The sequence below is a fragment of the Pseudomaricurvus hydrocarbonicus genome (assembly GCF_011602365.1).
Lineage (GTDB): Bacteria > Pseudomonadota > Gammaproteobacteria > Pseudomonadales > Cellvibrionaceae > Pseudomaricurvus > Pseudomaricurvus hydrocarbonicus.
This window is the reverse complement of the sequence record NZ_JAAONZ010000027.1, coordinates 48,941-69,103: the sequence shown is the minus strand read 5'-3', so window position 1 is coordinate 69,103 and position 20,163 is coordinate 48,941. Positions and strand designations below refer to the sequence as shown.

16 protein-coding genes are annotated in these 20,163 nt (G+C 51.5%); 3 read left to right on the top strand and 13 right to left on the bottom strand.

Annotated features, from left to right (window positions below; translation table 11 throughout):
• The 4 genes from G8770_RS22405 to G8770_RS22390 all read right to left on the bottom strand — a co-directional run.
• On the bottom strand, positions 1-673 hold a 673-nt coding region (locus G8770_RS22405), incomplete at its 3' end, for a retention module-containing protein (RefSeq protein WP_167192182.1).
• Positions 674-747: 74 nt separating this feature from the next.
• Entirely contained in the window at positions 748-2,034 is a 1,287-nt protein-coding gene (locus G8770_RS22400; protein ID WP_167192180.1) for a TolC family outer membrane protein, read from the bottom strand.
• A 233-nt stretch (positions 2,035-2,267) separates the two neighbouring features.
• The gene (locus tag G8770_RS22395) at positions 2,268-3,662 is read right to left on the bottom strand and encodes an HlyD family type I secretion periplasmic adaptor subunit (protein ID WP_341771191.1); all 1,395 of its coding nucleotides are present in this window, start codon (positions 3,660-3,662) and stop codon (positions 2,268-2,270) included.
• Entirely contained in the window at positions 3,646-5,826 is a 2,181-nt protein-coding gene (locus tag G8770_RS22390) for a type I secretion system permease/ATPase (RefSeq protein ID WP_208022462.1), read from the bottom strand. Before G8770_RS22390 ends, G8770_RS22395 begins: the two co-directional genes overlap by 17 nt.
• Before the next feature lie 89 nt (positions 5,827-5,915).
• Between G8770_RS22390 and G8770_RS22385 the strand changes: the two genes are divergently transcribed.
• Complete coding sequence (locus G8770_RS22385) at positions 5,916-6,251, top strand: hypothetical protein (RefSeq protein ID WP_167192179.1); 336 nt, start codon at positions 5,916-5,918, stop codon at positions 6,249-6,251.
• Positions 6,252-6,418: 167 nt separating this feature from the next.
• Here G8770_RS22385 and G8770_RS22380 read toward each other — a convergent pair whose 3' ends face one another.
• The 3 genes from G8770_RS22380 to G8770_RS22370 all read right to left on the bottom strand — a co-directional run bounded on the left by G8770_RS22380 (position 6,419) and on the right by G8770_RS22370 (position 8,787).
• On the bottom strand, positions 6,419-6,886 hold the full coding sequence (locus tag G8770_RS22380; RefSeq protein WP_167192177.1) for a regulatory protein RecX: 468 nt from the start codon (positions 6,884-6,886) through the stop codon (positions 6,419-6,421).
• 125 nt (positions 6,887-7,011) lie between these two features.
• A complete protein-coding gene (recA, locus tag G8770_RS22375) occupies positions 7,012-8,046 on the bottom strand; it encodes a recombinase RecA (RefSeq protein WP_167192175.1) in 1,035 nt (344 codons plus the stop codon).
• A gap of 249 nt (positions 8,047-8,295) precedes the next feature.
• Positions 8,296-8,787 (bottom strand): CinA family protein, encoded by a 492-nt coding sequence (locus G8770_RS22370; protein ID WP_167192173.1) that lies wholly within the window; start codon positions 8,785-8,787, stop codon positions 8,296-8,298.
• A 338-nt stretch (positions 8,788-9,125) separates the two neighbouring features.
• On the opposite strand from G8770_RS22370, the gene mutS reads away from it, so the two are divergent.
• Positions 9,126-11,801, top strand: a complete 2,676-nt coding sequence (gene mutS / locus G8770_RS22365; protein WP_243760636.1) for a DNA mismatch repair protein MutS — start codon at positions 9,126-9,128, stop codon at positions 11,799-11,801.
• Between the two features lie 258 nt (positions 11,802-12,059).
• Positions 12,060-12,383, top strand: coding sequence for a ferredoxin FdxA (gene fdxA, locus G8770_RS22360; protein WP_167192171.1), 324 nt, complete (start codon positions 12,060-12,062; stop codon positions 12,381-12,383).
• Positions 12,384-12,585: 202 nt separating this feature from the next.
• On the opposite strand, the gene rpoS is transcribed toward fdxA, so the two are convergent.
• The 6 genes from rpoS to G8770_RS22330 all read right to left on the bottom strand — a co-directional run bounded on the left by rpoS (position 12,586) and on the right by G8770_RS22330 (position 20,073).
• Entirely contained in the window at positions 12,586-13,590 is a 1,005-nt protein-coding gene (gene rpoS, locus G8770_RS22355) for an RNA polymerase sigma factor RpoS (RefSeq protein ID WP_167192169.1), read from the bottom strand.
• 169 nt (positions 13,591-13,759) lie between these two features.
• Positions 13,760-14,536, bottom strand: a complete 777-nt coding sequence (locus G8770_RS22350) for a peptidoglycan DD-metalloendopeptidase family protein (RefSeq protein WP_167192167.1) — start codon at positions 14,534-14,536, stop codon at positions 13,760-13,762.
• 219 nt (positions 14,537-14,755) lie between these two features.
• Positions 14,756-15,709, bottom strand: a complete 954-nt coding sequence (locus G8770_RS22345) for a DUF368 domain-containing protein (RefSeq protein ID WP_208022461.1) — start codon at positions 15,707-15,709, stop codon at positions 14,756-14,758.
• A 145-nt stretch (positions 15,710-15,854) separates the two neighbouring features.
• Positions 15,855-16,496, bottom strand: a complete 642-nt coding sequence (locus G8770_RS22340; RefSeq protein ID WP_167192165.1) for a protein-L-isoaspartate(D-aspartate) O-methyltransferase — start codon at positions 16,494-16,496, stop codon at positions 15,855-15,857.
• Positions 16,497-16,657: 161 nt separating this feature from the next.
• Positions 16,658-17,647, bottom strand: coding sequence for a tRNA pseudouridine(13) synthase TruD (gene truD, locus G8770_RS22335; RefSeq protein WP_167192163.1), 990 nt, complete (start codon positions 17,645-17,647; stop codon positions 16,658-16,660).
• A gap of 128 nt (positions 17,648-17,775) precedes the next feature.
• Positions 17,776-20,073, bottom strand: a complete 2,298-nt coding sequence (locus tag G8770_RS22330) for a YgiQ family radical SAM protein (RefSeq protein ID WP_167192161.1) — start codon at positions 20,071-20,073, stop codon at positions 17,776-17,778.
• Positions 20,074-20,163: the final 90 nt, after the last annotated feature.

Below are 20,163 nucleotides of genomic sequence, written 5' to 3'. Positions count from 1 at the left end.
AGCTGATGTTGTCTCCATCGACATCGGTCGCCGCGTAGGTGCCCACCACCGTCGTGTTTTCATCGATCGCCGTCACAACGTCCGCACCCAACACCGGCGCGGTGTTTTCGATCACGTTGTTTTCGATCACGTTGTATCGCTGTTGTGACGTAAACAAATCCAGAGAGCTGAGTCCCTCAGTCTCAAACCCGCTGGTCGGGGTAACGCGTCCACCGGTGTATAAAATTCGAATACCGGGTTCACCTGCTTCACCACCCGATTCAGGCTCAAGTAAATGACCAGGCCTTGAAGCCGGCAGAATCTCTTTGAGTGATTGCCCCTCGCTTAATGCTTGGGCCAGTCTCTCAAATTCCAAAACATCGTCGACACTGTTTTTTTCAGAAATCTCTTCCAACAGGCTGAGAAAGCGCTGATCGAGGGTGAGAACCTGATCATGCCCCAGGGTGACGACGGTATTGTTGACAAACGCCAGAACCAGGGCGCTGGCACCCTCTGTGATAACTGTCGCATTGAGGCTGAGGCGAGCGCCTTCGGCCAAAGTACCGCTTTGCCTTGGACCGCGAACGAAAACGTCGCCCTGAATAGCAACCACTCTGGCGATATCCGCATTTCCAGCCTGAGAACTGTGCTCACCATTTGCGCCGACTTCTGTCCCAGTTACCACTTTTTTCATTCTTTTATTCTCTAATGCTGTTTCCAAAAACAGAGAAAGCGCCCTTTAGCGGCGCCTTCATGCTATAACTCTGTTTACGACTTTGTGCTGCCAATTTTTTCCAGCAGCTGCCCCATGGAATTAAAAACCCGGTATTGCGAAAACGTTTGATCATATAGAGCGTTGATCAACGCCCGCCTGGAATCCACAACTTCATTTTCTGTATTGAGAAGGTCCAGTAACGTCCGCCGGCCTATATTAAATTGTTTTCGATACGCTGATTTGGTATCTGATGCTGCCCGCACATGCATTTTTAAATATTTCAGCTGATCCGCAATGGTTCGGTAGGCACTCCAGGAAAGGCGCAGACTTTCAACAACCTGGCGCTGGGTGTTATTGCGAATTTCTCTGGCGGCCTCCAACTGATAGGCGGTTTGCTTACGACGAGCTTTATCACCACCGCCAGCGTAGAGGTTATAGGTCATGCGCAGAGCCACTATCGCATCATTAGTACCCCCCTCCACGCCGTCTATATTCTGATCCCAGCGTCTGTCTGCTTCCAACTGCAAGCGGGGCCAAAAAACGCTCTCACTGGCATCATACTGGGCTTCTGCCGAATCCACGTCGGCACTGGCCGACAGCAAGGTCGGATGCTGCTGAAGAGCCATGGACTCGGCAGTTTCAATATTGGTTGGCAATGTAGCCTTAACCACAGGTGCTTCAAGCTTATCGAAATCAGGATAAATACCCGTCACTCGGTAAAAGTTGGTTTTCGCATCCAGCAGGTTACTTTGCGCAGTGATCATATTACTTTGGGCCAACGCCAAACGAGCAGTAATCTGATCCAGGTCCGCCTTGCTGCCAACACCGGATTTATTGCGCAGAACCATTTGGTCATGGATATTCTGATGCTCATAAAGTGTGTCACGAGCAAGATTCAACAGATCCTGAAAGCGCAAGACATTCAGATACACTTCCGTTACACGCAGGGCCGTGTTGTCTTCAACTTCCTTGGCTTTATATTGTGCACTTGAGGCGCGGGCTTGCTGGCGATTCACTTCTTCACTGGTGGCAAAACCATCAAACAGCATTTGCCTTGCCGATAATGAGGTCTCGTGACGAGTCAGGGACACTTCATCCCCCCCCGTAGACTGGCTTTCAAGGCTTTGACGGCCAATCCCGGCAGCAAGATCGACAGACGGCAGATAACCGGACTTTGCCTGACGAACTTCGGCTCCGCGGGAACTGTATTCATGGCGAGCCGCCAGCACCTCTGGATGAGTTTCAAGGGTGAGGCGGATACTTTCTTGAAGGGTTAAGCCATGAGCTTTTAGCGCGACTGACACGAAGCCGATTACTAACAATCTTCTTAAACCGCTCATTCTCTAGAACCCCAAATCCTTCAAAAGTGTGACGCATGTCACAAAAATGAATTTTAACGCTAGTTAATCATTTAAAAAACACTTTTTTATCACCTGAAGGCATATATAGAACAAGAAAAAGCCACGTCGAACAAAAAACAATCAGCAACACTCAGTTTAGGAAAAATAAATGTCAGTACGGTCGTACTATAACAGGCCTGCCGTCTAAAAGTGCATCATCAGTCGGAAGGGTCTTAGCGCTCACGTAAAGCCAGTTGCTTGGTTTTTAAAATAGGCTTCAGTATGTAATCCAGAACCGTTTTCTTTCCCGTTAAAATATCCACACTAGCGGTCATCCCCGCAATAATCGGCAGCGGCTGGGACTCACTGCCAAGAAAGGTTCGATCCGTTTCAACCCTCACCAGATAAAAGCTTTCCTCTTTTTCATTGACAATAGTATCCGGGCTAATCAGTGTCACAGCACCATCCAGACCACCATGCACAGAAAAATCATACGCGGTGAACTTAACCTTGGCTTGTTGCCCCGGGTGTAAAAAAGCAATATCCGCAGGCCTCACCTTGGCCTCGACCAACAGCTTATCCTCTGTCGGTACTATCTCTACGATGTCCATCCCCGGTTGGATCACTCCACCAATGGTACTGACCAATAAACGCTTAACAGTTCCTGCCACCGGTGAGGTGACCTGAGTTCGTTGAACCCGATCTTCCAGAGCCGAGGTGGTTTCCTCAAGTCGTGACAACTCCGACAGAACCTCATTCTTTTCCTCATAAGCTTCGGCCTGAAAAACCAGCTCAAGATTATTCAGTTTTTGCCGAGCCTCTTCCAGACTCGATTCAGCCCGGGGCATTGCCAGTTGTGCTGCTTCCAGCTCTCCCTGCAAATCGTTCACCTGCCGCTCCAGCCTCAAGAGCTCCACCTCGGAAATAGCACCTTCATCCGCCAGGGGTCTCGTCATCGATAGCTCTTTCTGCAGGAGCCTCAAACTGCGCTCAATTTGTTGGCTTTTAGCCTCCAACTCGGAGACTTCCTGCTTTTTTTGAGTCCTTTGTTCAAGCAGGACCTGACTGCGGCTTTCCAGCTCCCTGCGGTGAGATGCATGCACCTCCAGCTCTTCCTGTAAATCCGATGCATTTATGTGCGGATAATCGTCCGGGAGAAAAGGTTTACCTTCCGCCTCCGCCTTCAATCGAGCGACCTTTGCCTTTAACTGCATAAGCGTAACGCCGGCTTCACGCAGAGAAGATGAAAAGCGGGTATCGTCAATACGTAGCAATGCCTGGCCGGCTTTTACTGCCTGCCCCTCACGCACATAAGTTTCCTCCAGAATACCGCCCTCAAGATTCTGGATAACCTGAATATTACTGGAAGGGATGACTCTGCCCTCACCACGGGTAAATTCATCCACGCTGGCGATAGATGCCCAAATCAGCATTACCAGAAAAAAGCTGACAATGGCCCACAACAACTGCTGCCCGCCACGCGGAGACTGCTCCATGATTGCACCCGCAGCCGACGACATATAATTAATATCCTGCGCTCCGGTCTCAGCAGGGGACTCAAACCATTGCCGCCACAAAGGTCGTTTTTGTACCTCGTGTTTCAGTTCTTGTTTAAGGTTGTGCAACACGGAGCTGTCCTTTTCTTAAAGCGTCTAAAACTGGCTCTTTAGGGCCATCAGCGATTAATCGACCGCCATCAAACACCAACACCCGGTCAACCAACGACAATAAAGCCGTCTTATGGGTTACTAACACCAAGGTTTTACCCTTAGTCACTTCGGTCAATTTTTCTTTGAGGTGGACTTCGCTACTGCTGTCCATGCCGGTGCTGGGTTCATCGAGCAAGTAAATAGACGGGTCATTCAGCAGTGCTCTCGCCACCGCAACACTCTGCCGTTGCCCGCCAGAGAGTGCCCGCCCACGCTCGCCGACCGGGCGGCCAAAGCCCGACGGATGATTATTCACAAACTCTGTGACGCCAGCCAAGTCGGCTGCTCTGAGGATGTCTTTATCTTCGACATGAGGAGAGCCATAAACAATGTTGTCTTTCACTGATCCATAAAAAAGCACTGTGTCCTGGGGGACACAACCTATATTTCGCCGCAGGTCCGCGGAATCAATTTGTTTAATATTTATACTATCCACCAGTACTGTGCCCTGCTGGGCGTGATAGAGCCCCAGCATCAACTTTTGTACCGTCGATTTTCCAGAGCCTATCCGACCAATAATCCCGACACGCTCCCCGGGCCTAATGTCGAAAGAAACCTCAGACAAAGCCCTCGTCTCTTCATTTGGATAAGAAAAACACACCTTGTCAAAACGAATACCGCCATCCAGCCTCGGTCGCTGAACCAGTGGTTTGCCCTCTTCCCGCTCCTGCTCTTTAGCAACAACCTGCTCCAGACCTTGGTACGCAGTTACAGTCTGGTGATAATTCACCAGCAAACTGGCCACCTGCCCCATTGGCGAAAGAGCCCGGGACGTCAACATCACAGAGGCAATCAGTGCCCCCATCGTCAGCTCGCGCTCGGCAATGAGGTACACCCCAATAATCACCACCGCTACCGAGGTGATTTGAATAATTGTTGCCGACACCGTCGAAGCCGAACTGGACAATAAGCGGGTCCTCTGACCCCAGCGTGCCAAATGCCCAACAGACGCTTCCCAAACAGCCTGTATTCGACCTTCGGCACCCAAGATTTTCACGGTTTCTATGTTAGAAAGCGTTTCCACCAAAGCACCATTTTTTTGTGCTCCAGCCTGATAAGTTTGCTCTACGGCATAACGCAACGGGCGTTGCAGATAGAGCGCAAAACCAACAATCAGCGGAATGGCGACAAGTGGCGCGACCACAATAGGCCCCCCGATATAGGCCACTACCACCAAAAACAAAACCACAAAGGGCAAATCAACAAATGTGGTAACCGTCGACGAAGTGATAAAATTACGAACCGTCTCAAATTCCCTTAATTGACTGGCAAAAGCGCCAACGGATTCAGCTCTTTCCGATAATCGAGCCCCTAATACCCGCTCAAAGATATAGCTGGACAGGAGGACATCTGACTTTTTTCCAGCCACCTCTAAAAAATAAGCCCGCAGGGTTTTCAGCAGTAAATCAAAGCCGTAGACGATCGTAACACCGATGGCCAGCACCCAAAGCGTCTCAATAGCACTATTGGGGACTACCCGGTCATAGACATTCATGACAAACAGGGGGTTCGCCATGGCAAAAATATTAATCAACAGTGAGGCCAACAAAACATCGCGATAAATCCGCCAGGAACGCACCATAACGCTCCAGAACCAATGGCGGTTCCGTTGAGATTTGACGGGTTGAGTGCGTAGGTCAAAGCGATACGCGGGCTTCGCGAAGATACAGTAGCCTGAATAATAGTGTTGCAGCTCATCCAAAGTGATGCGCTGCTCACCGCCCGTTTCATTGTCCAACAGTAAGGCTTGGCCCGCTTCGGCTTCAATCTTAACCAGTACAACGGCATTATCATCGTGCAACAGCAAGACCGCCGGACAAACCAACGGACTGATAGCCGACAACTCCCGCCGGAGAATTTTCGCCTTCAGGCCCGTCCGATCAGCCGCACGCACAAACAACTCAGGCGTTAAACGCTCATGCACTAACGGAAGGCCCGCAGTCGCCGACGCTGGGGAACAGGGGCGGTGTTCGATTTTTGCCAACTGCAACAGGCAAGCCAACAAAGGGTCAAACACCCCCGTCGCAGCCTCGAGTAACGAAGTTTCGTCATCTACTCGACAGGTAGAATCCAGCATAGTCATAGAAGATTCACTGATAATAAAAATATTGGCTGCATTGTAAACGAAAGTTAGTCTAATATGCGCGAAACACTCTGTAATCAGGAATGATCATGCCCTACGCCATCCGTAACCAGCAAGGACAAATTACTGCACTATTGAATGAAGTTGCCATAGGGGCAGAGGAATATGTAACGAAGGATAACCCCGATGTAAAAGCTTTTTTGCAGGATCACTCAACGCCGAACACCAAAGCGGCTCTTGCGGAGTCAGACAAAGGCATTGTCAGGGTGACAGAAGACCTTATACACCTGCTAATTAGCAAAAATATTATTTTATTCACCGAACTGCCGAAACCCGTACAGCAAAAGCTGCTGGACAGGGAAAGAATGCGCTCATCCCTCCAGGAACCCATGGATAATTTTTTGGATGACGGCGAGCTGATCTAAACACAAACTGAAAAGAAACACCCCCAAAAACAACGCCCTGTTTTTATAAGGCAAAACTTACCGGCAAGCGAAAAATCCATAGAGGAGTTATAAGAAGTGGTCTCTGAACGGGGTTTGTAGCCTGTACTGAAGCAGCCTGCACTAACGTAGACGGCCCAAGGGGATTGTCACGACTGCAGAACCTCCCGAATCTGTTCATGGCTAAAGCCTCGATACTGCAGGAAGCGCATCTGCTTCGACCGCTCTTTGAAGTCACTAGCGGGTGCTTTAAACTTCTTGCGCAATACCAATCCGGCTTGCTCCGCCCATTCATGCTCAGGCTGATTTAACTCTTCGACGACCATCTCCGAGTCAACACCTTTCTCCCTAAGCTCGTTCATCAACCGATGAGGACCGTACCCTTTACGCCGTCGCATGGCCACATACGCTTGCGTATAACGCTGATCCGACTGCAGCAGTTCGTCTTGCAGGTCATGGATAACACGTTCAATTAACGGCAGAGAGTCGGGATAACGCTGCACCAGTTTTTGCTCAAGCTCCCAGCCGGAGTGCTCGCGTCGTGCCAACAGATCCATCCCTGACCAGCGAATTTGACGGTAGGTGGCGGCTTGATCCGGCGCCTGAGTCTCGTGCATCAGAAATCACCGATTGAGAATTACCCGAAACAGGGGGTGCATTAACTTTATTGGAGGTCAATGACACCAGCCGCAACATCAATTGACCGCGGCTGGACACGTTAAAAAGAAAAGGGCTTGAAACCTTAAGCCTCAGCGCGTTCGGCCTCAGGCGCTGCTTCAGCAGGGGTATCCTGTGGCAACAGCTGACGACGAATTTCAGCTTCGATAGTCGTCGCAATATCGGGGTTTTCCAGCAGGTATTTACCAACATTGCTCTTGCCCTGACCAATCTTGTCCCCTTGATAGCTGTACCAGGCCCCCGCCTTGTCGATTAATCCCAGCTTCACGCCAAAATCAATCACTTCGCCCATACGGTTAATGCCCTTGCCGTATAAAATCTGGAATTCGGTTTGGGTGAACGGCGGTGCAACCTTGTTCTTAACCACTTTCACCCGGGTTTCAGAGCCCACCACCTCATCGCCGTCTTTAACGGCACCGATGCGACGGATATCCAGGCGCACGGAAGCATAAAACTTCAGGGCATTACCCCCGGTGGTCGTTTCCGGGTTACCAAACATAACCCCGATCTTCATGCGGATTTGGTTAATAAAGATACACAAACAGTTTGCATTCTTAATATTACCGGTGATCTTGCGCAGTGCCTGTGACATCAAACGGGCTTGTAAACCCACGTGATGATCCCCCATTTCACCTTCAATTTCCGCTCTGGGCGTCAGGGCTGCAACAGAATCCACCACGATCACATCAATGGCACCGGAACGCACCAACATATCCGCGACTTCCAAAGCCTGCTCACCGGTATCCGGCTGGGACACAATGAGATCATCAACGTTCACGCCCAGCTTTTCGGCGTAAATAGGGTCCAGTGCGTGCTCCGCATCGATAAAGGCACAGGTACCACCGGCTTTTTGAGCTTCGGCGATAGCCTGCAGTGTTAAGGTCGTTTTACCCGAGGACTCTGGACCGTAAATTTCAACGATACGCCCTTTGGGTAAGCCACCAATACCTAAAGCAACATCCAAACCTAAAGAACCGGTGGAAATGGACGGAATGCGGACACGCTCCTTATCCCCCATCCGCATCACAGTCCCCTTACCGAATTGACGTTCGATTTGGCTCAAAGCGGCCTGCAATGCTTTTTCTTTGTTCTGATCCATGAGTCACCCCTTATTTGGATGGTTTTGACGCTGTGTTTAGACTGATGCCTGAAACAATTTGCTTAACTTGTTGACTGCATTGAAGCATATTTATTTTTACTGTACAAGAAAACAGTACTATTTTTTTGTACAGTGCTTTTTTCTGACTCCACCGACCCGCTCTCGTCATAGAGTTTGCCCCCCCAAAGCGGTATGGGATCATAGGGTCCCAGATACTGATTCGCAGGAACTTACCCTAAAACTTAAGTGCTATTGCTGCTCAAGTTCAAGAAGAGCCAGCAGTTCACTCAGAGCAAATATCGTGGCCTGGGTGCGGACCGACATCCTGTCCCCCTCAAAAACCCTGCACTCACTGGCCACTTTATGCGGTAAAGCCCAGGCAAACCAGACAGTGCCCACCGGCTTTTCGTCAGACCCCCCATCGGGTCCGGCGACACCACTGGTAGCCACAGCGACGTCAGCCCCTCTGGCCAAAACGCCAGCGACCATGGCCTCAACCACCGCCTGACTGACGGCGCCCTCAGACTCCAGCACGGACTTCGGGACAGACAGCAGGCGCTCCTTGCTTTCATTGGCGTAAGTGACCAACCCCTCTTCAAACCAGCCGGAGCTGCCTGCCACATCGGTAATTGCCGCAGACAACATGCCACCGGTACAGGACTCAGCGGTCCCGATACACCAGTTGTGCCGGGTTAAGCGGCGACCAATCTCTTCGCACAGGGGCAGGGTCTCTGCACTCATAGCAATATCCTTAATGAAGCCTTTAGCGGTGTTAAGTAAAACGCCTTTAGCGATGATAGATAAAAAGCCTTTAGCGGTCTTAGGTAAAAACCTTTAACGGTCTTTAGGTACAAGACCTTTAGCGATCTTAAATAGAAAGCCTTTAGCCGTCGTAGATGGAAAAGCCTTTAGCCGTCGTAGTGGAACCGGTCTTAAACGGTCTCAGCCAGGAAAGCCTTCCCCCTAACACCGATGCCTTTAACCACCTTAACAAAATAGCCCAGTACGCACTTCACCTGCCTACCGCCATTCACGTAGAATAACGCTTTTGCCCAACGACCGGATTCCCACCTCGAATTATGCCAAAAACTGACCAGTCCCAACAGCACACCCCGATGATGCAACAGTACTTAAAGATTAAGGCTGAGCACCCTCACGAACTGGTATTCTATCGCATGGGCGACTTTTATGAGCTGTTCTATGACGATGCGAAACAGGCATCCAAACTGCTCGACGTCACCTTAACCGCCCGCGGCAAGTCTGGCGGCGAACCCATTCCTATGGCGGGCATTCCCTTTCACGCCGCCGACGGCTATCTCGCCAAGCTGGTTCGCAAGGGAGTCTCGGTAGCCATATGTGAACAGATCGGTGACCCCGCGACCAGCAAGGGGCCTGTAGAGCGCAAAGTGGTTCGGATTGTGACACCCGGCACGGTGAGCGACGAGTCTCTGCTCGACGAAAGCCGGGATAACCTGCTGGTCGCGCTGCACGTTATCGAAGACACCTTTGGTTTGGCCACCATGGACATTGGCTCCGGTCGCTTTCAGGTACTGGAAGTACAAGGGCTGGATGCCGCCCTGGGTGAGCTGCAGCGCCTGAGCCCGGCAGAGCTGCTGGTCTCCGAAGAACTGAGCAGCAGCGAAATCCTGGAAAATCGTCGCGGCCTGCGCCGCCGTGCTCCCTGGGAATTTGAACTGGAAACCGCTCAACGGCTGCTGACCCAGCAATTTGGCACCCAGGATCTGGCCGGCTTTGGCTGCGATCACATGACCACGGCCCTGGCCGCTGCCGGCTGTCTACTTTCTTATGCACAGGAGACCCAGCGTACTGCGCTGCCACACATCAATGCCATCCGGGGTGAAAACCGTGACGAAGCCGTCGCGATGGACGCCGCTACCCGTCGCAATCTGGAATTGGACATCAATCTAACCGGCGGAGAAGAAAACACCCTGTTTGATGTGCTAAACACAACGGCCACCGCCATGGGGGGACGCTTATTACGCCGCTGGCTGAACCGACCACTGCGTGACCTGAGCACCCTGAAGGCGCGCCAGAGCGCCATTGCTCAACTGCAGGAAAATTACCAGTTTGAACCTATTCACCAGAGCCTGAAACGCATTGGCGACCTAGAGCGGATTCTCGGACGCCTGGCGCTTCGATCCGCCCGCCCGCGAGATCTGTCCCGCCTGTACAGCTCACTGAGCACTTACCCGGAACTGCAGGGACAACTGAAAACCCTGTCGTCACCGCATCTGGCGGAGCTGGCTGGAAACATTGGCACCTTTCCAGAACTGGAAGACCTCCTGCGTCGAGCCATCACCGAAAACCCGCCCGTCGTTATTCGTGATGGTGGCGTAATTGCCGAGGGCTATGATCAAGAGTTGGATGAGCTGCGCAATCTCAGCAGCAATGCCGGTCAATTTTTGATCGACCTGGAAAGTCGTGAGAAAGAGCGTACCGGGATCAGTACCCTCAAGGTCGGCTACAACCGTGTGCACGGTTATTACATAGAAATCAGCCGGGCAATGTCGGACAAGGCGCCGGTGGAATATATTCGCCGCCAAACCCTGAAAAATGCCGAGCGCTTTATCACCCCAGAACTGAAAGTGTTTGAGGATAAAGCGCTGTCGGCGAAGAGCCGGGCTCTCAGCCGGGAGAAAGCGCTCTACGATGAAATCATTGAACGCCTTAACGAAGACCTGCTGCCACTGCAAAACGCCGCTGCCGCCGTATCCGAACTGGACGTACTCACAACCTTAACCGAGCGAGCCGACAGCCTCAATTTCAGTTGCCCCACCCTGACCCAGGAACCCGGTATTTGCTACCGGGCGGGACGCCACCCGGTGGTTGAAAAAGTCTCCAACCACCCATTCGTGCCTAACGACCTGGAATTCAGTGAGCAGCGTAAAATGCTGATTGTTACCGGCCCCAACATGGGCGGTAAATCGACCTATATGCGTCAAACGGCACTGATCACACTGTTGGCTCATATCGGCAGCTACATTCCTGCCGAGGCCGGTACGGTCGGTATGGTGGACCGCATCTTTACACGTATTGGCTCCTCAGACGATCTGGCCGGCGGCCGATCAACCTTTATGGTTGAAATGACAGAGACCGCTAACATCCTCAACAATGCCACCGATCGCAGCCTGGTATTGATGGATGAAATCGGGCGCGGCACCAGCACTTTTGACGGCCTCTCCCTCGCCTGGGCCTGCGCCACACAACTCGTCGAAAAAGTCAGACCCTTTACGTTATTTGCGACCCACTATTTTGAGTTGACGGAGCTGCCCAAAACACACCCCAGCGCAGTGAACATCCATCTGGATGCCACTGAGCACAATGACAACATTGTCTTCCTGCACAACATACAGGAGGGGCCCGCCAGCAAAAGTTTCGGCTTACAGGTTGCCAAATTGGCGGGCATTTCGGCTGAAGTGGTGGCGCTGGCCCAACAGCAGCTGGACATACTCGAAGGTGAAAAGCGGGCACTCCTGGAGCAGGTCCCAGCCGCGACCGCAGACCATGCCACTTCACCCACAGCCGATGTCACCTCATCCACAGACAAGGTCTCAGCACCAGACAATGCGCCGCTCAGGCACCCGGATCCAGTGAGCGACCCCTTTCAGGGCGACATGTTTGGAGCCAGCGCTCCACATCCGGCTATCGAGGCCCTTGATGAAATCGATCCCGATGACCTGAGCCCAAGACAAGCCCTGGAACAGCTTTACGCACTGAAGAAGCTGATCAAGTAAGCCGTGATTCGAGTCCCGGTGGTAGCGAACAGCAAACGGCCACGCAATCACCGGATCGACTCATGGCAAAACACCCAGCCCTTCAGCAGATGAGAATGAGGTACATTTACTCAAAATCAAAAATAAATTAAACAGTAAAACCAATTTATCTAATCTGATAAACTCTCCCGCCCGGATAACCAAGCTGGTACAATCCCGGATTAGCCTGAGCACACACCGTGTGCATTAAAATGTAAATTAGAAAGTGGAGTTTTCGCCATGACTTTTGTGGTTGGGGATAACTGTATTAAATGTAAGCACACCGACTGTGTCGAAGTGTGTCCAGTGGATTGCTTTTACGAAGGTCCCAACTTCTTGGTTATCCACCCTGATGAATGTATTGACTGCGCTCTTTGTGAGCCAGAATGTCCTGTGGACGCCATCTTCTCCGAAGACGAGTTACCCGCAGGGCAAGAAGTGTTTTTGGAGCTGAATGCCGAACTGGCTGAAGTTTGGCCCAACATCACTGAGAAGAAAGACGCTCCCGCTGATAATGAAGAATGGGATGGCGTAGAGAATAAATTGCAGTACCTGGAACGATAATAGCGGCCAGAAGGGCCATAACAGTTGATGCAGTCAATCTCTGTTATGAAATAACCTTCACCGGTAAGACGGAGCATTTGCCAGGCAAAGCCCTCTGAAAAGAGAAACTTTACTGGCAATTGCCCATAAAAAAACCGCAACTACTGCGGTTTTTTTTCGCCTGCTGCAGCAGGCATCAGCAAGACTCAAACAGCTAACACGCTTACATGCTGCCGAAAAGTGCTTCGCTGTTCAGACCCTGTTTCTCAAGAATGTCACGCAGCCGTTTTAATGCTTCTACCTGAATCTGACGAACACGCTCTCGCGTCAGGCCAATTTCACGGCCAACCTCTTCCAGAGTGCTCATCTCATAGCCGCGCAAACCAAAGCGTCGAGCTACCACTTCGCGCTGCTTTTCAGTCAGCTCTGTCAACCAGCCATCAATACTTTCACTGAGATCGCTGTCCTGTAAAAGTGAAGCCGGATCAGACACCTGTTGATCAGGGATGGTATCAACTAAAGACTTGTCAGAAGACTGACCAATGGGTACATCCATGGAAGTGACCCGCTCATTCAGCCCCAGCATTCGCTGAACGTCCTCAACCGGCTTATCCAGCAGCATTGCAATGTCTTCCGGTGTCGGCTCATGATCCAGCTTTTGAGCTAATTCGCGCGCCGCCCTCAGGTAGACGTTTAATTCTTTAACCACATGAATGGGTAACCGAATGGTTCGGGTTTGATTCATGATGGCGCGTTCAATGGTCTGACGAATCCACCAGGTGGCGTACGTTGAAAAGCGAAAACCCCGTTCTGGATCAAATTTTTCGACGGCCCGAATAAGGCCCAGATTGCCCTCTTCAATCAAGTCCAGCAATGCCAGTCCACGATTGACGTAGCGGCGTGCAATTTTGACCACCAAGCGCAAATTACTTTCAATCATACGCTTGCGTGAAGCCTCACATCCACGCAGGGATTTGCGTGAAAAGTACACCTCTTCTTCAGCAGTTAATAATGGGGAAAACCCGATTTCATTCAGGTAGAGTTGAGTAGCGTCGAGAGTTTTTTGAAATTTGTCCGGATCAGCGGCAATACCGACTGATCGCTTCGCCTGTGGCTTGGTCTTGGTCTTCTTCGTTTCAACCAGTGACTCATCAAACAGAGTGTTTTCAGTAACTGAAATTACATCGTCTTTATCCAGATTTGCTTGTATTGCTTCCTGTACAGCCATGTCGCTAGCCCCGTGAGTTTCGGTTCTCATACTAAATACAGACATTCCATGCCTTGGAACGGTCTAGTTCATCTCACCCCTCAGTGGACCACTCGTACTGCCACCCAATGTATAGGTTACACACAGCAACTTTATAATTTGAAATATTGTTCATCTGCAACGGTGACATTCAGCGGCTGGGCAAATAACGCAATGGATCTACCGGTTTACCCTGATGCCTGATCTCAAAGTGCAGCTTGCTGCGGTCGGTACCACTATTCCCTATCTCGGCAATTTTTTGACCTGCTTTGACAAAACCCTGCTCTTTTACCAGAAGCTTGCTGTTGTGTGCGTAAGCACTTAGGTAAGCTTCATTGTGTTTAACGATCACTAAATTGCCATAACCGCGTATTCCGCTACCAGCGTAAACAACCATTCCGGAAGCTGCGGCAACTACAGATTCCCCCAAACGTCCCTCAATATCAACTCCCTTGTTTAAGCTTTTTGAAGATGAAAACCCCGCCAACACCCTTCCCTGCGCTGGCCAGATCCATGTTGGACGACCGTCTTTCACAGAAGGGGTTTTCACTGGTTTTTTCGTTGTTGTCGTGGTTTTTGAACGCGTACTTGAAACCGTCTTCACTGCGGGCTTGGCTTTACGCGCTGAAGCCTGTCTGGAAACCACTTTACCGGAGAGAAGAATTTTTTGGCCAGGGTAGATTGTATAGCTGCGATTGATGCTGTTTCGGCGAGCAAGCTCCTTATAATCGATTCCATAACGCCAGGCAATCGAGTAGAGGGTTTCGCCGCGGGATACAATGTGATGCTGAAGCTTGTTGCTGCCCGGTGACATTCGATCTTGCACCGGTGCTTTATTCGATGAGCAGGCCGACAGAAGAAGTAACACGCTCAATATTTTGAACGCATTAACGAGAAGTCTTACCGTTTGTGGAGCCGCTAACGACATTCGTATCGATTCTCAAGCTGATTAAAAAACAACCATTTATGTCTATTAGTGCTTGCTAAGTTAATGCTTTATTATAAAACCGTATAGAAGTTTCGTAAAAATTTGGCTTATTTCATACCAACAATAGGGTTTTTCCGACTTTACAATAGACTTACCGCAAGGAATAAGTCGTGGCTGGTCATTCCAGCCCCACCGAAATCCATAAGCTTTTATAACTCATCAATTCAGCTTCTGTCGACGACTGGCCAAAAATGCCATTCCACCGACAAGGCAAATCCCGATCAGGCACATCAAAATAGCAGACACCAGCTGTGATGGCTCTCCCGTCATCACCGTGTAATGATTTGGCAGTATATTGGCCTGCACCAGAGGCACCGTGTCACCGTGTCGATCAATGACCGTTTCCAGAGTTTGCTTCCAGGGCCAGATAATTTTCAGGGAGCCGATTAACACCCCGGTCAGAAAAGCCATGGTTGCGGCTTCGAAATGATGCAGAAGCCAGCTCAACACATGCGAAAAGAGCAACAGCCCGATCAAACAGCCAATCCCCAGCGGGATTAAGATGGCAAAATTGAAGCTTGAAACCGCTCCAATGATGGTCGAGTAAAGCCCCATCATCAGCAACAGAAAGCCCCCAGATATACCCGGTAAGATCATGGCGCAAATCGCGATCATGCCTGCAGAAAATACGACCCACCACTCATCCGGTAACTGGGTGGGTTTGATAAGTGACACGCCGATCACAAAAGCCGCACCGCCCACAAACAACAAGACTCGTCTAACGTTCCAACCAGGTACTTGCTGCAGCAGCAGCAGAGAGGAAGAGAGAATCAGGCCAAAAAACAAGGCCCAGACCAAAATGGGTTGCGTCTCAAGACAGTAGGTCATGAGCTTGGCCAGGGAGAAAATACTGACTAAAATGCCACCAAATACGGCCAGCAGAAAAGTGCCATTGATATGGCGCCAGGCAGAAGGAATCCCTTCTTGAAGCAAACATTTGACGGCCTTGTGGTCGCAACTGCGCAGTGAATCAATAAGATCGGTATAGATACCGGTAATGAACGCGATGGTGCCGCCAGAAACACCCGGGATAACATCCGCTGCGCCCATAGCCATGCCACGTATAAAAACAGACAGATAATACTTTCCGTTTTTGCCCTCTGGTTCCTTCAAGGTAATTCCCTTCGCTGATCGCAAGAATGAATAAAACATGCTGCGTCAATCACGCCATTGCGGATGCTGAACGGAGTGAATGATTGACGAGACCTGTATTGTTAAATGACGTACTGCTTTGTTAAATGACGAACTGCGCCTGGCATTAACGAGTCACACCGGACAACAGGGGCACAAATTTCACGGGCTCCAGCACCTGAGTAATAAACTTATCACTCTCACCGTCGCGAATGATCATCCGCAGTTCTTGTGTAGCGGCACCCACCGGAATCACTAGCACCCCATTGGGCGCCAACTGCGCCAACAGTTCTGACGGTACCTCACGCGGCGCAGCGGTACTGAGAATCCCATCAAAAGGCCCCCGCTCCGGCCAGCCATAACCGCCATCGGCGTGCCTAAGCTCCACGTTGCGCAGGCCTATCTTGCGCAAGCGGTCGCGAGCTTTATCCTGCAGCGGTTTAATCCGCTCAACACTGTATACGTGAGAGACTAATTGAGCTAACACACTGGTCTGATAACCTGAACCAGTACCGACTTCCAGTACCCGTTCCAGTTTACCGCCTGCACCCAGCAGGATTTCGGTCATGCGGGCCACGATATAAGGCTGAGAGAGCGTCTGACCGTAGCCAATGGGAAGAGAAGTATCCTCATAAGCTCTATGAGAAAGTGCTTCATCAAGAAAGATATGGCGGGGTGTATCCCCCATCACATCCAATACCTGTGGATTGGTGACCCCCTGCTCGATTAACCGGTCAACCAGTCGTTGCCTCGTCCGTTGCGAGGTCATTCCTATACCTTGTAGTTGCAGGCTGCTCACCCTTTTCCCCCAGTAATGACAGCATGAAAAAGCGCTGATCGCTTTATAAACCGTAAATCGGCAGACAAATACAACCCCAACATCCACCCAAGCCAAGAACTATACCATATCCTCTAGTCCTGACATCTCTTTCAACTTGGAGATTTCACCTCGACCAACTGAGAAATCTCACGCAGTACCGCCGTGGCATAGGTACCCGGCGGCAGTGAAAAAGTAACTTCCAGAGAACTTCCCTCGAGTGTACTGCCGAATTGTTGCGGCACCAACAACAACGGGCGTCGCTCCTGCGACAAGCCCACATGCTCCAGCCCATCACACCACGCCGCCAGATCACCTAAAACACGGTTTTCAAGCGCCAGGCAAGCCCCGGAGACCAGCGCACGCCCTCGCCCCCATAGCGGGCCGGTGCCCTCCCCCTCTGCAGTGGTCACATCGCCTTCCAGCGCACCGGTCCAGGAGGCCGCTTTAATGCGTTCACTCAGCACTTGATTAAACAGATAAGAGCGAGCGGCCGACAACATCATGCCGCGCTTCTGGCGATTTGCAATGCGCCCCCCGTCCACCAAAATACGGTTAGCTTCCGCAAGATTGTTACCGTCATGACCGAAACGCTGCAAACCAAAGTAATTCGGCACCCCGGCAGTCACTTGCTGTAAACGCTCAGAGAGCGCCGCCAAATCGCCACTCAACTCATGCAAGCGGATACAGAAATGATTGCTTTGATGAGCGCCCCGGCGCAGCTTTTGGCTGTGGCGGGTTACCGCCAGAATACGGATAGTGTCTGCCTCCAGCTCCGACCAGTCGGGCTCTGTGCCTTTGGGAAAGTAGACACTGAACCACTGACGCGTTACCGCATGGCGATCCTTCAAACCGGCATAACCCACATCGTGATTTTGCACACCCGCCAGACGGGCGATCTGGCGGGCCAGCCAATCGGTGTTCTCGCCCCGCTTCTCAATGTGCAGGTAGACATGCTCTCCCTGTCCGGTGAGCTCAAAGCCCAGGTTTTCCACCACCTGAAAATCTTCCGGGGTGCGGCGAAAAAGCCCGGACACCGGTGGTTCACCGTAGGCATAAGCCCAGTCGAGAGAATAGGAACGAGGTAGGGAAGAATCTGACATGAATGATCTGCTGATAGTTAAGAATGGATCGGAAAAGGACCCGTACACGAGCCTGTAATCTTAAAGAATCTGGGCCCTTAACCATGAAAGGCTCAGATTCTTTATCTCTGATTCAAAACGCTGGTGCGCTAGCGACGGCGGCCCTTGGCTCCGCGGCCCCCCTGACCTTTTGGCTTGCGAAGCGTTGTCGTTTGATGAGTCTTGGCCGACACGCCATCCGTCTTGGGACGGCGACTGTCCGTGGAGCGAAGGGTTTTACCGCCGCCAGCCTGACGCTCCTGCCCGTCCGAGGCACTGCGCCCCTGAGAGCCAATGGCTTTGTTATATCCCTTATAATTATTGCCTTTACGCCCCGGCACCCGGTCTTCCCAAGGCACCAGGTGGTTGGCGCCATCCCCAATCAGGTCTTTGCGGTTCATGTCCAGCAGCGCTTTGCGCAGAAACGCCCAGTTCTTGGGGTCGTGATAGCGCAAAAAGGCCTTTTGCGTGCGACGCTGCTCCAGCTTGCGTGGAATATAGATCTTCTTGCTCTTGTAGCTGAGCTTGTGCAAGGGGTCCCGCTCAGAATGGTACATGGCCGTTGCCAGAGACATTGGCGAGGGATAGAACGTCTGTACCTGATCCACGCGGAATTTGTTTTTCTTCAACCACAAGGACAAGTTCAGCATGTCCTCATCTTCACAGCCCGGGTGTGCGGCAATGAAATACGGGATCAAATATTGCTCTTTTCCGGCTTCTTTTGAGTATTTGTCGAACATGCGCTTGAAGTCATAATAGGTGTCCATACCCGGCTTCATCATCTTGTTCAAGGTGCCCATCTCACTGTGTTCCGGGGCAATTTTCAGGTAGCCGCCGACGTGGTGAGTCACCAACTCCTTGACGTATTCCGGATCCCGGACCGCCAGGTCGTAACGCAGGCCGGACGCGATCGCCACCCGCTTAACGCCCTTGATTTGGCGGGCTTTTCGATACAGCTGCGTGGTCTGGCTGTGGTCCGTCACCAAATTTTTACAAATGGTGGGAAACACACAGGACAGTCTCCGGCAGTTGGCATGAATGACCGGATCCTTACAGTTGAGGTGATACATATTGGCGGTGGGCCCGCCCAAATCCGAAATGGTGCCGGTAAAGCCCGGAACCGTTTCCGTAATGGCTTCAATTTCCTTGAGAACCGACTCTTGCGAACGGCTCTGAATCACCCGCCCCTCGTGCTCGGTGATCGAACAAAATGTACACCCGCCAAAACAACCGCGCATAATATTGACGGAGGTTTTGATCATGTCGTAGGCGGGAATTTTCGCTTCGCCATAGCTCGGGTGCGGACGACGCTGATACGGCAGCGCAAACACGCCATCCATTTCTTCCGTTTCCAGAGGGATCGGTGGCGGGTTCACCCACAGCTCACGATTGCCGTGCTTTTGCACCAGCACCCGGGCGTTGTGGGGGTTAGACTCCTGATGCAACACTCGGGAGGCGTGGGAATACAGGATCGCGTCTTTACTCACCTTTTCAAACGACGGCAAGCGGATATAGGTATTTTCCATATCCCAAACGCTTTTTCCCTGCAGTGGCATGGGAATAATGCGCACCGGCTGCTCTTCCGCCTCGTCCAGCTCATCCTTCTTCGCACAGGAGCCGTCCTCTTTCGAATCAAATTCGTAAGGGTTGGAAATCTCATCCACATGTTGCGGCCAATCAATACGGGTAGAATCGATTTCGGTCCAACCGGACGGCACCGTGCTGCGCATGACCGCAGTACCGCGGATATCCTTAAGGTCGTTGATCGATTTGCCCAGTGCCAATTCATGAGCCACTTCGGCAATGGCGCGCTCGGCATTGCCGTAAAGCAGGATATCCCCCGTGGCGTCGATCAGCACCGAGCGGCGCACTTCATCGCTCCAGTAATCGTACTGGGCAATTCGGCGCAAACTGGCTTCAATACCGCCTAAGACAATAGGTACATCTTTATAAGCTTCTTTACAGCGCTGGCTGTAAACCGTCACCGCCCTGTCCGGCCGTTTGCCCGGCGCTCCGTCCGGGGTATAGGCGTCGTCGTTGCGCACCTTCAAATCAGCGGTATAGCGGTTAATCATGGAATCCATGTTACCCGCGGACACGCCAAAAAAGAGGTTTGGCTTACCGAGGGCTTTAAAGGCCTCCGCACTGCGCCAATCCGGCTGGGCAATGATCCCCACCCGAAAGCCCTGTGCCTCCAGGAAACGTCCCATCACCGCCATCCCAAAACTGGGGTGGTCTACATAGGCGTCACCGCAAACGATGATAATATCGCAGCTGTCCCAGCCAAGGTCGTCCATTTCTTGTCGACTCATGGGTAAATATGGCGCCGTGCCATAGCATTCGGCCCAGTATTTGGGGTATCCGAACAGAGGGGAAGCCTCTATAGGTTTGGCAAGGGGGCGGGACATAGCGATACAACCTTAATAATGATTTGACCGTCTTTTGTAGAGACGTTATTTAAGCCAGCGCAAACCTGACTAAAATGGTCGGCTATTTTC

Coding starts and splice junctions, on each gene's coding strand:
- G8770_RS22400 (WP_167192180.1), bottom strand. CDS start 2,034: ATGAGCGGTTTAAGAAGATTGTTAGTAATCGGCTTCGTGTCAGTCGCG.
- G8770_RS22390 (WP_208022462.1), bottom strand. CDS start 5,826: ATGACTATGCTGGATTCTACCTGTCGAGTAGATGACGAAACTTCGTTA.
- G8770_RS22385 (WP_167192179.1), top strand. CDS start 5,916: ATGCCCTACGCCATCCGTAACCAGCAAGGACAAATTACTGCACTATTG.
- G8770_RS22380 (WP_167192177.1), bottom strand. CDS start 6,886: ATGCACGAGACTCAGGCGCCGGATCAAGCCGCCACCTACCGTCAAATT.
- recA (WP_167192175.1), bottom strand. CDS start 8,046: ATGGATCAGAACAAAGAAAAAGCATTGCAGGCCGCTTTGAGCCAAATC.
- G8770_RS22370 (WP_167192173.1), bottom strand. CDS start 8,787: ATGAGTGCAGAGACCCTGCCCCTGTGCGAAGAGATTGGTCGCCGCTTA.
- mutS (WP_243760636.1), top strand. CDS start 9,126: ATGCCAAAAACTGACCAGTCCCAACAGCACACCCCGATGATGCAACAG.
- fdxA (WP_167192171.1), top strand. CDS start 12,060: ATGACTTTTGTGGTTGGGGATAACTGTATTAAATGTAAGCACACCGAC.
- rpoS (WP_167192169.1), bottom strand. CDS start 13,590: ATGGCTGTACAGGAAGCAATACAAGCAAATCTGGATAAAGACGATGTA.
- G8770_RS22350 (WP_167192167.1), bottom strand. CDS start 14,536: ATGTCGTTAGCGGCTCCACAAACGGTAAGACTTCTCGTTAATGCGTTC.
- G8770_RS22340 (WP_167192165.1), bottom strand. CDS start 16,496: ATGACCTCGCAACGGACGAGGCAACGACTGGTTGACCGGTTAATCGAG.
- truD (WP_167192163.1), bottom strand. CDS start 17,647: ATGTCAGATTCTTCCCTACCTCGTTCCTATTCTCTCGACTGGGCTTAT.
- G8770_RS22330 (WP_167192161.1), bottom strand. CDS start 20,073: ATGTCCCGCCCCCTTGCCAAACCTATAGAGGCTTCCCCTCTGTTCGGA.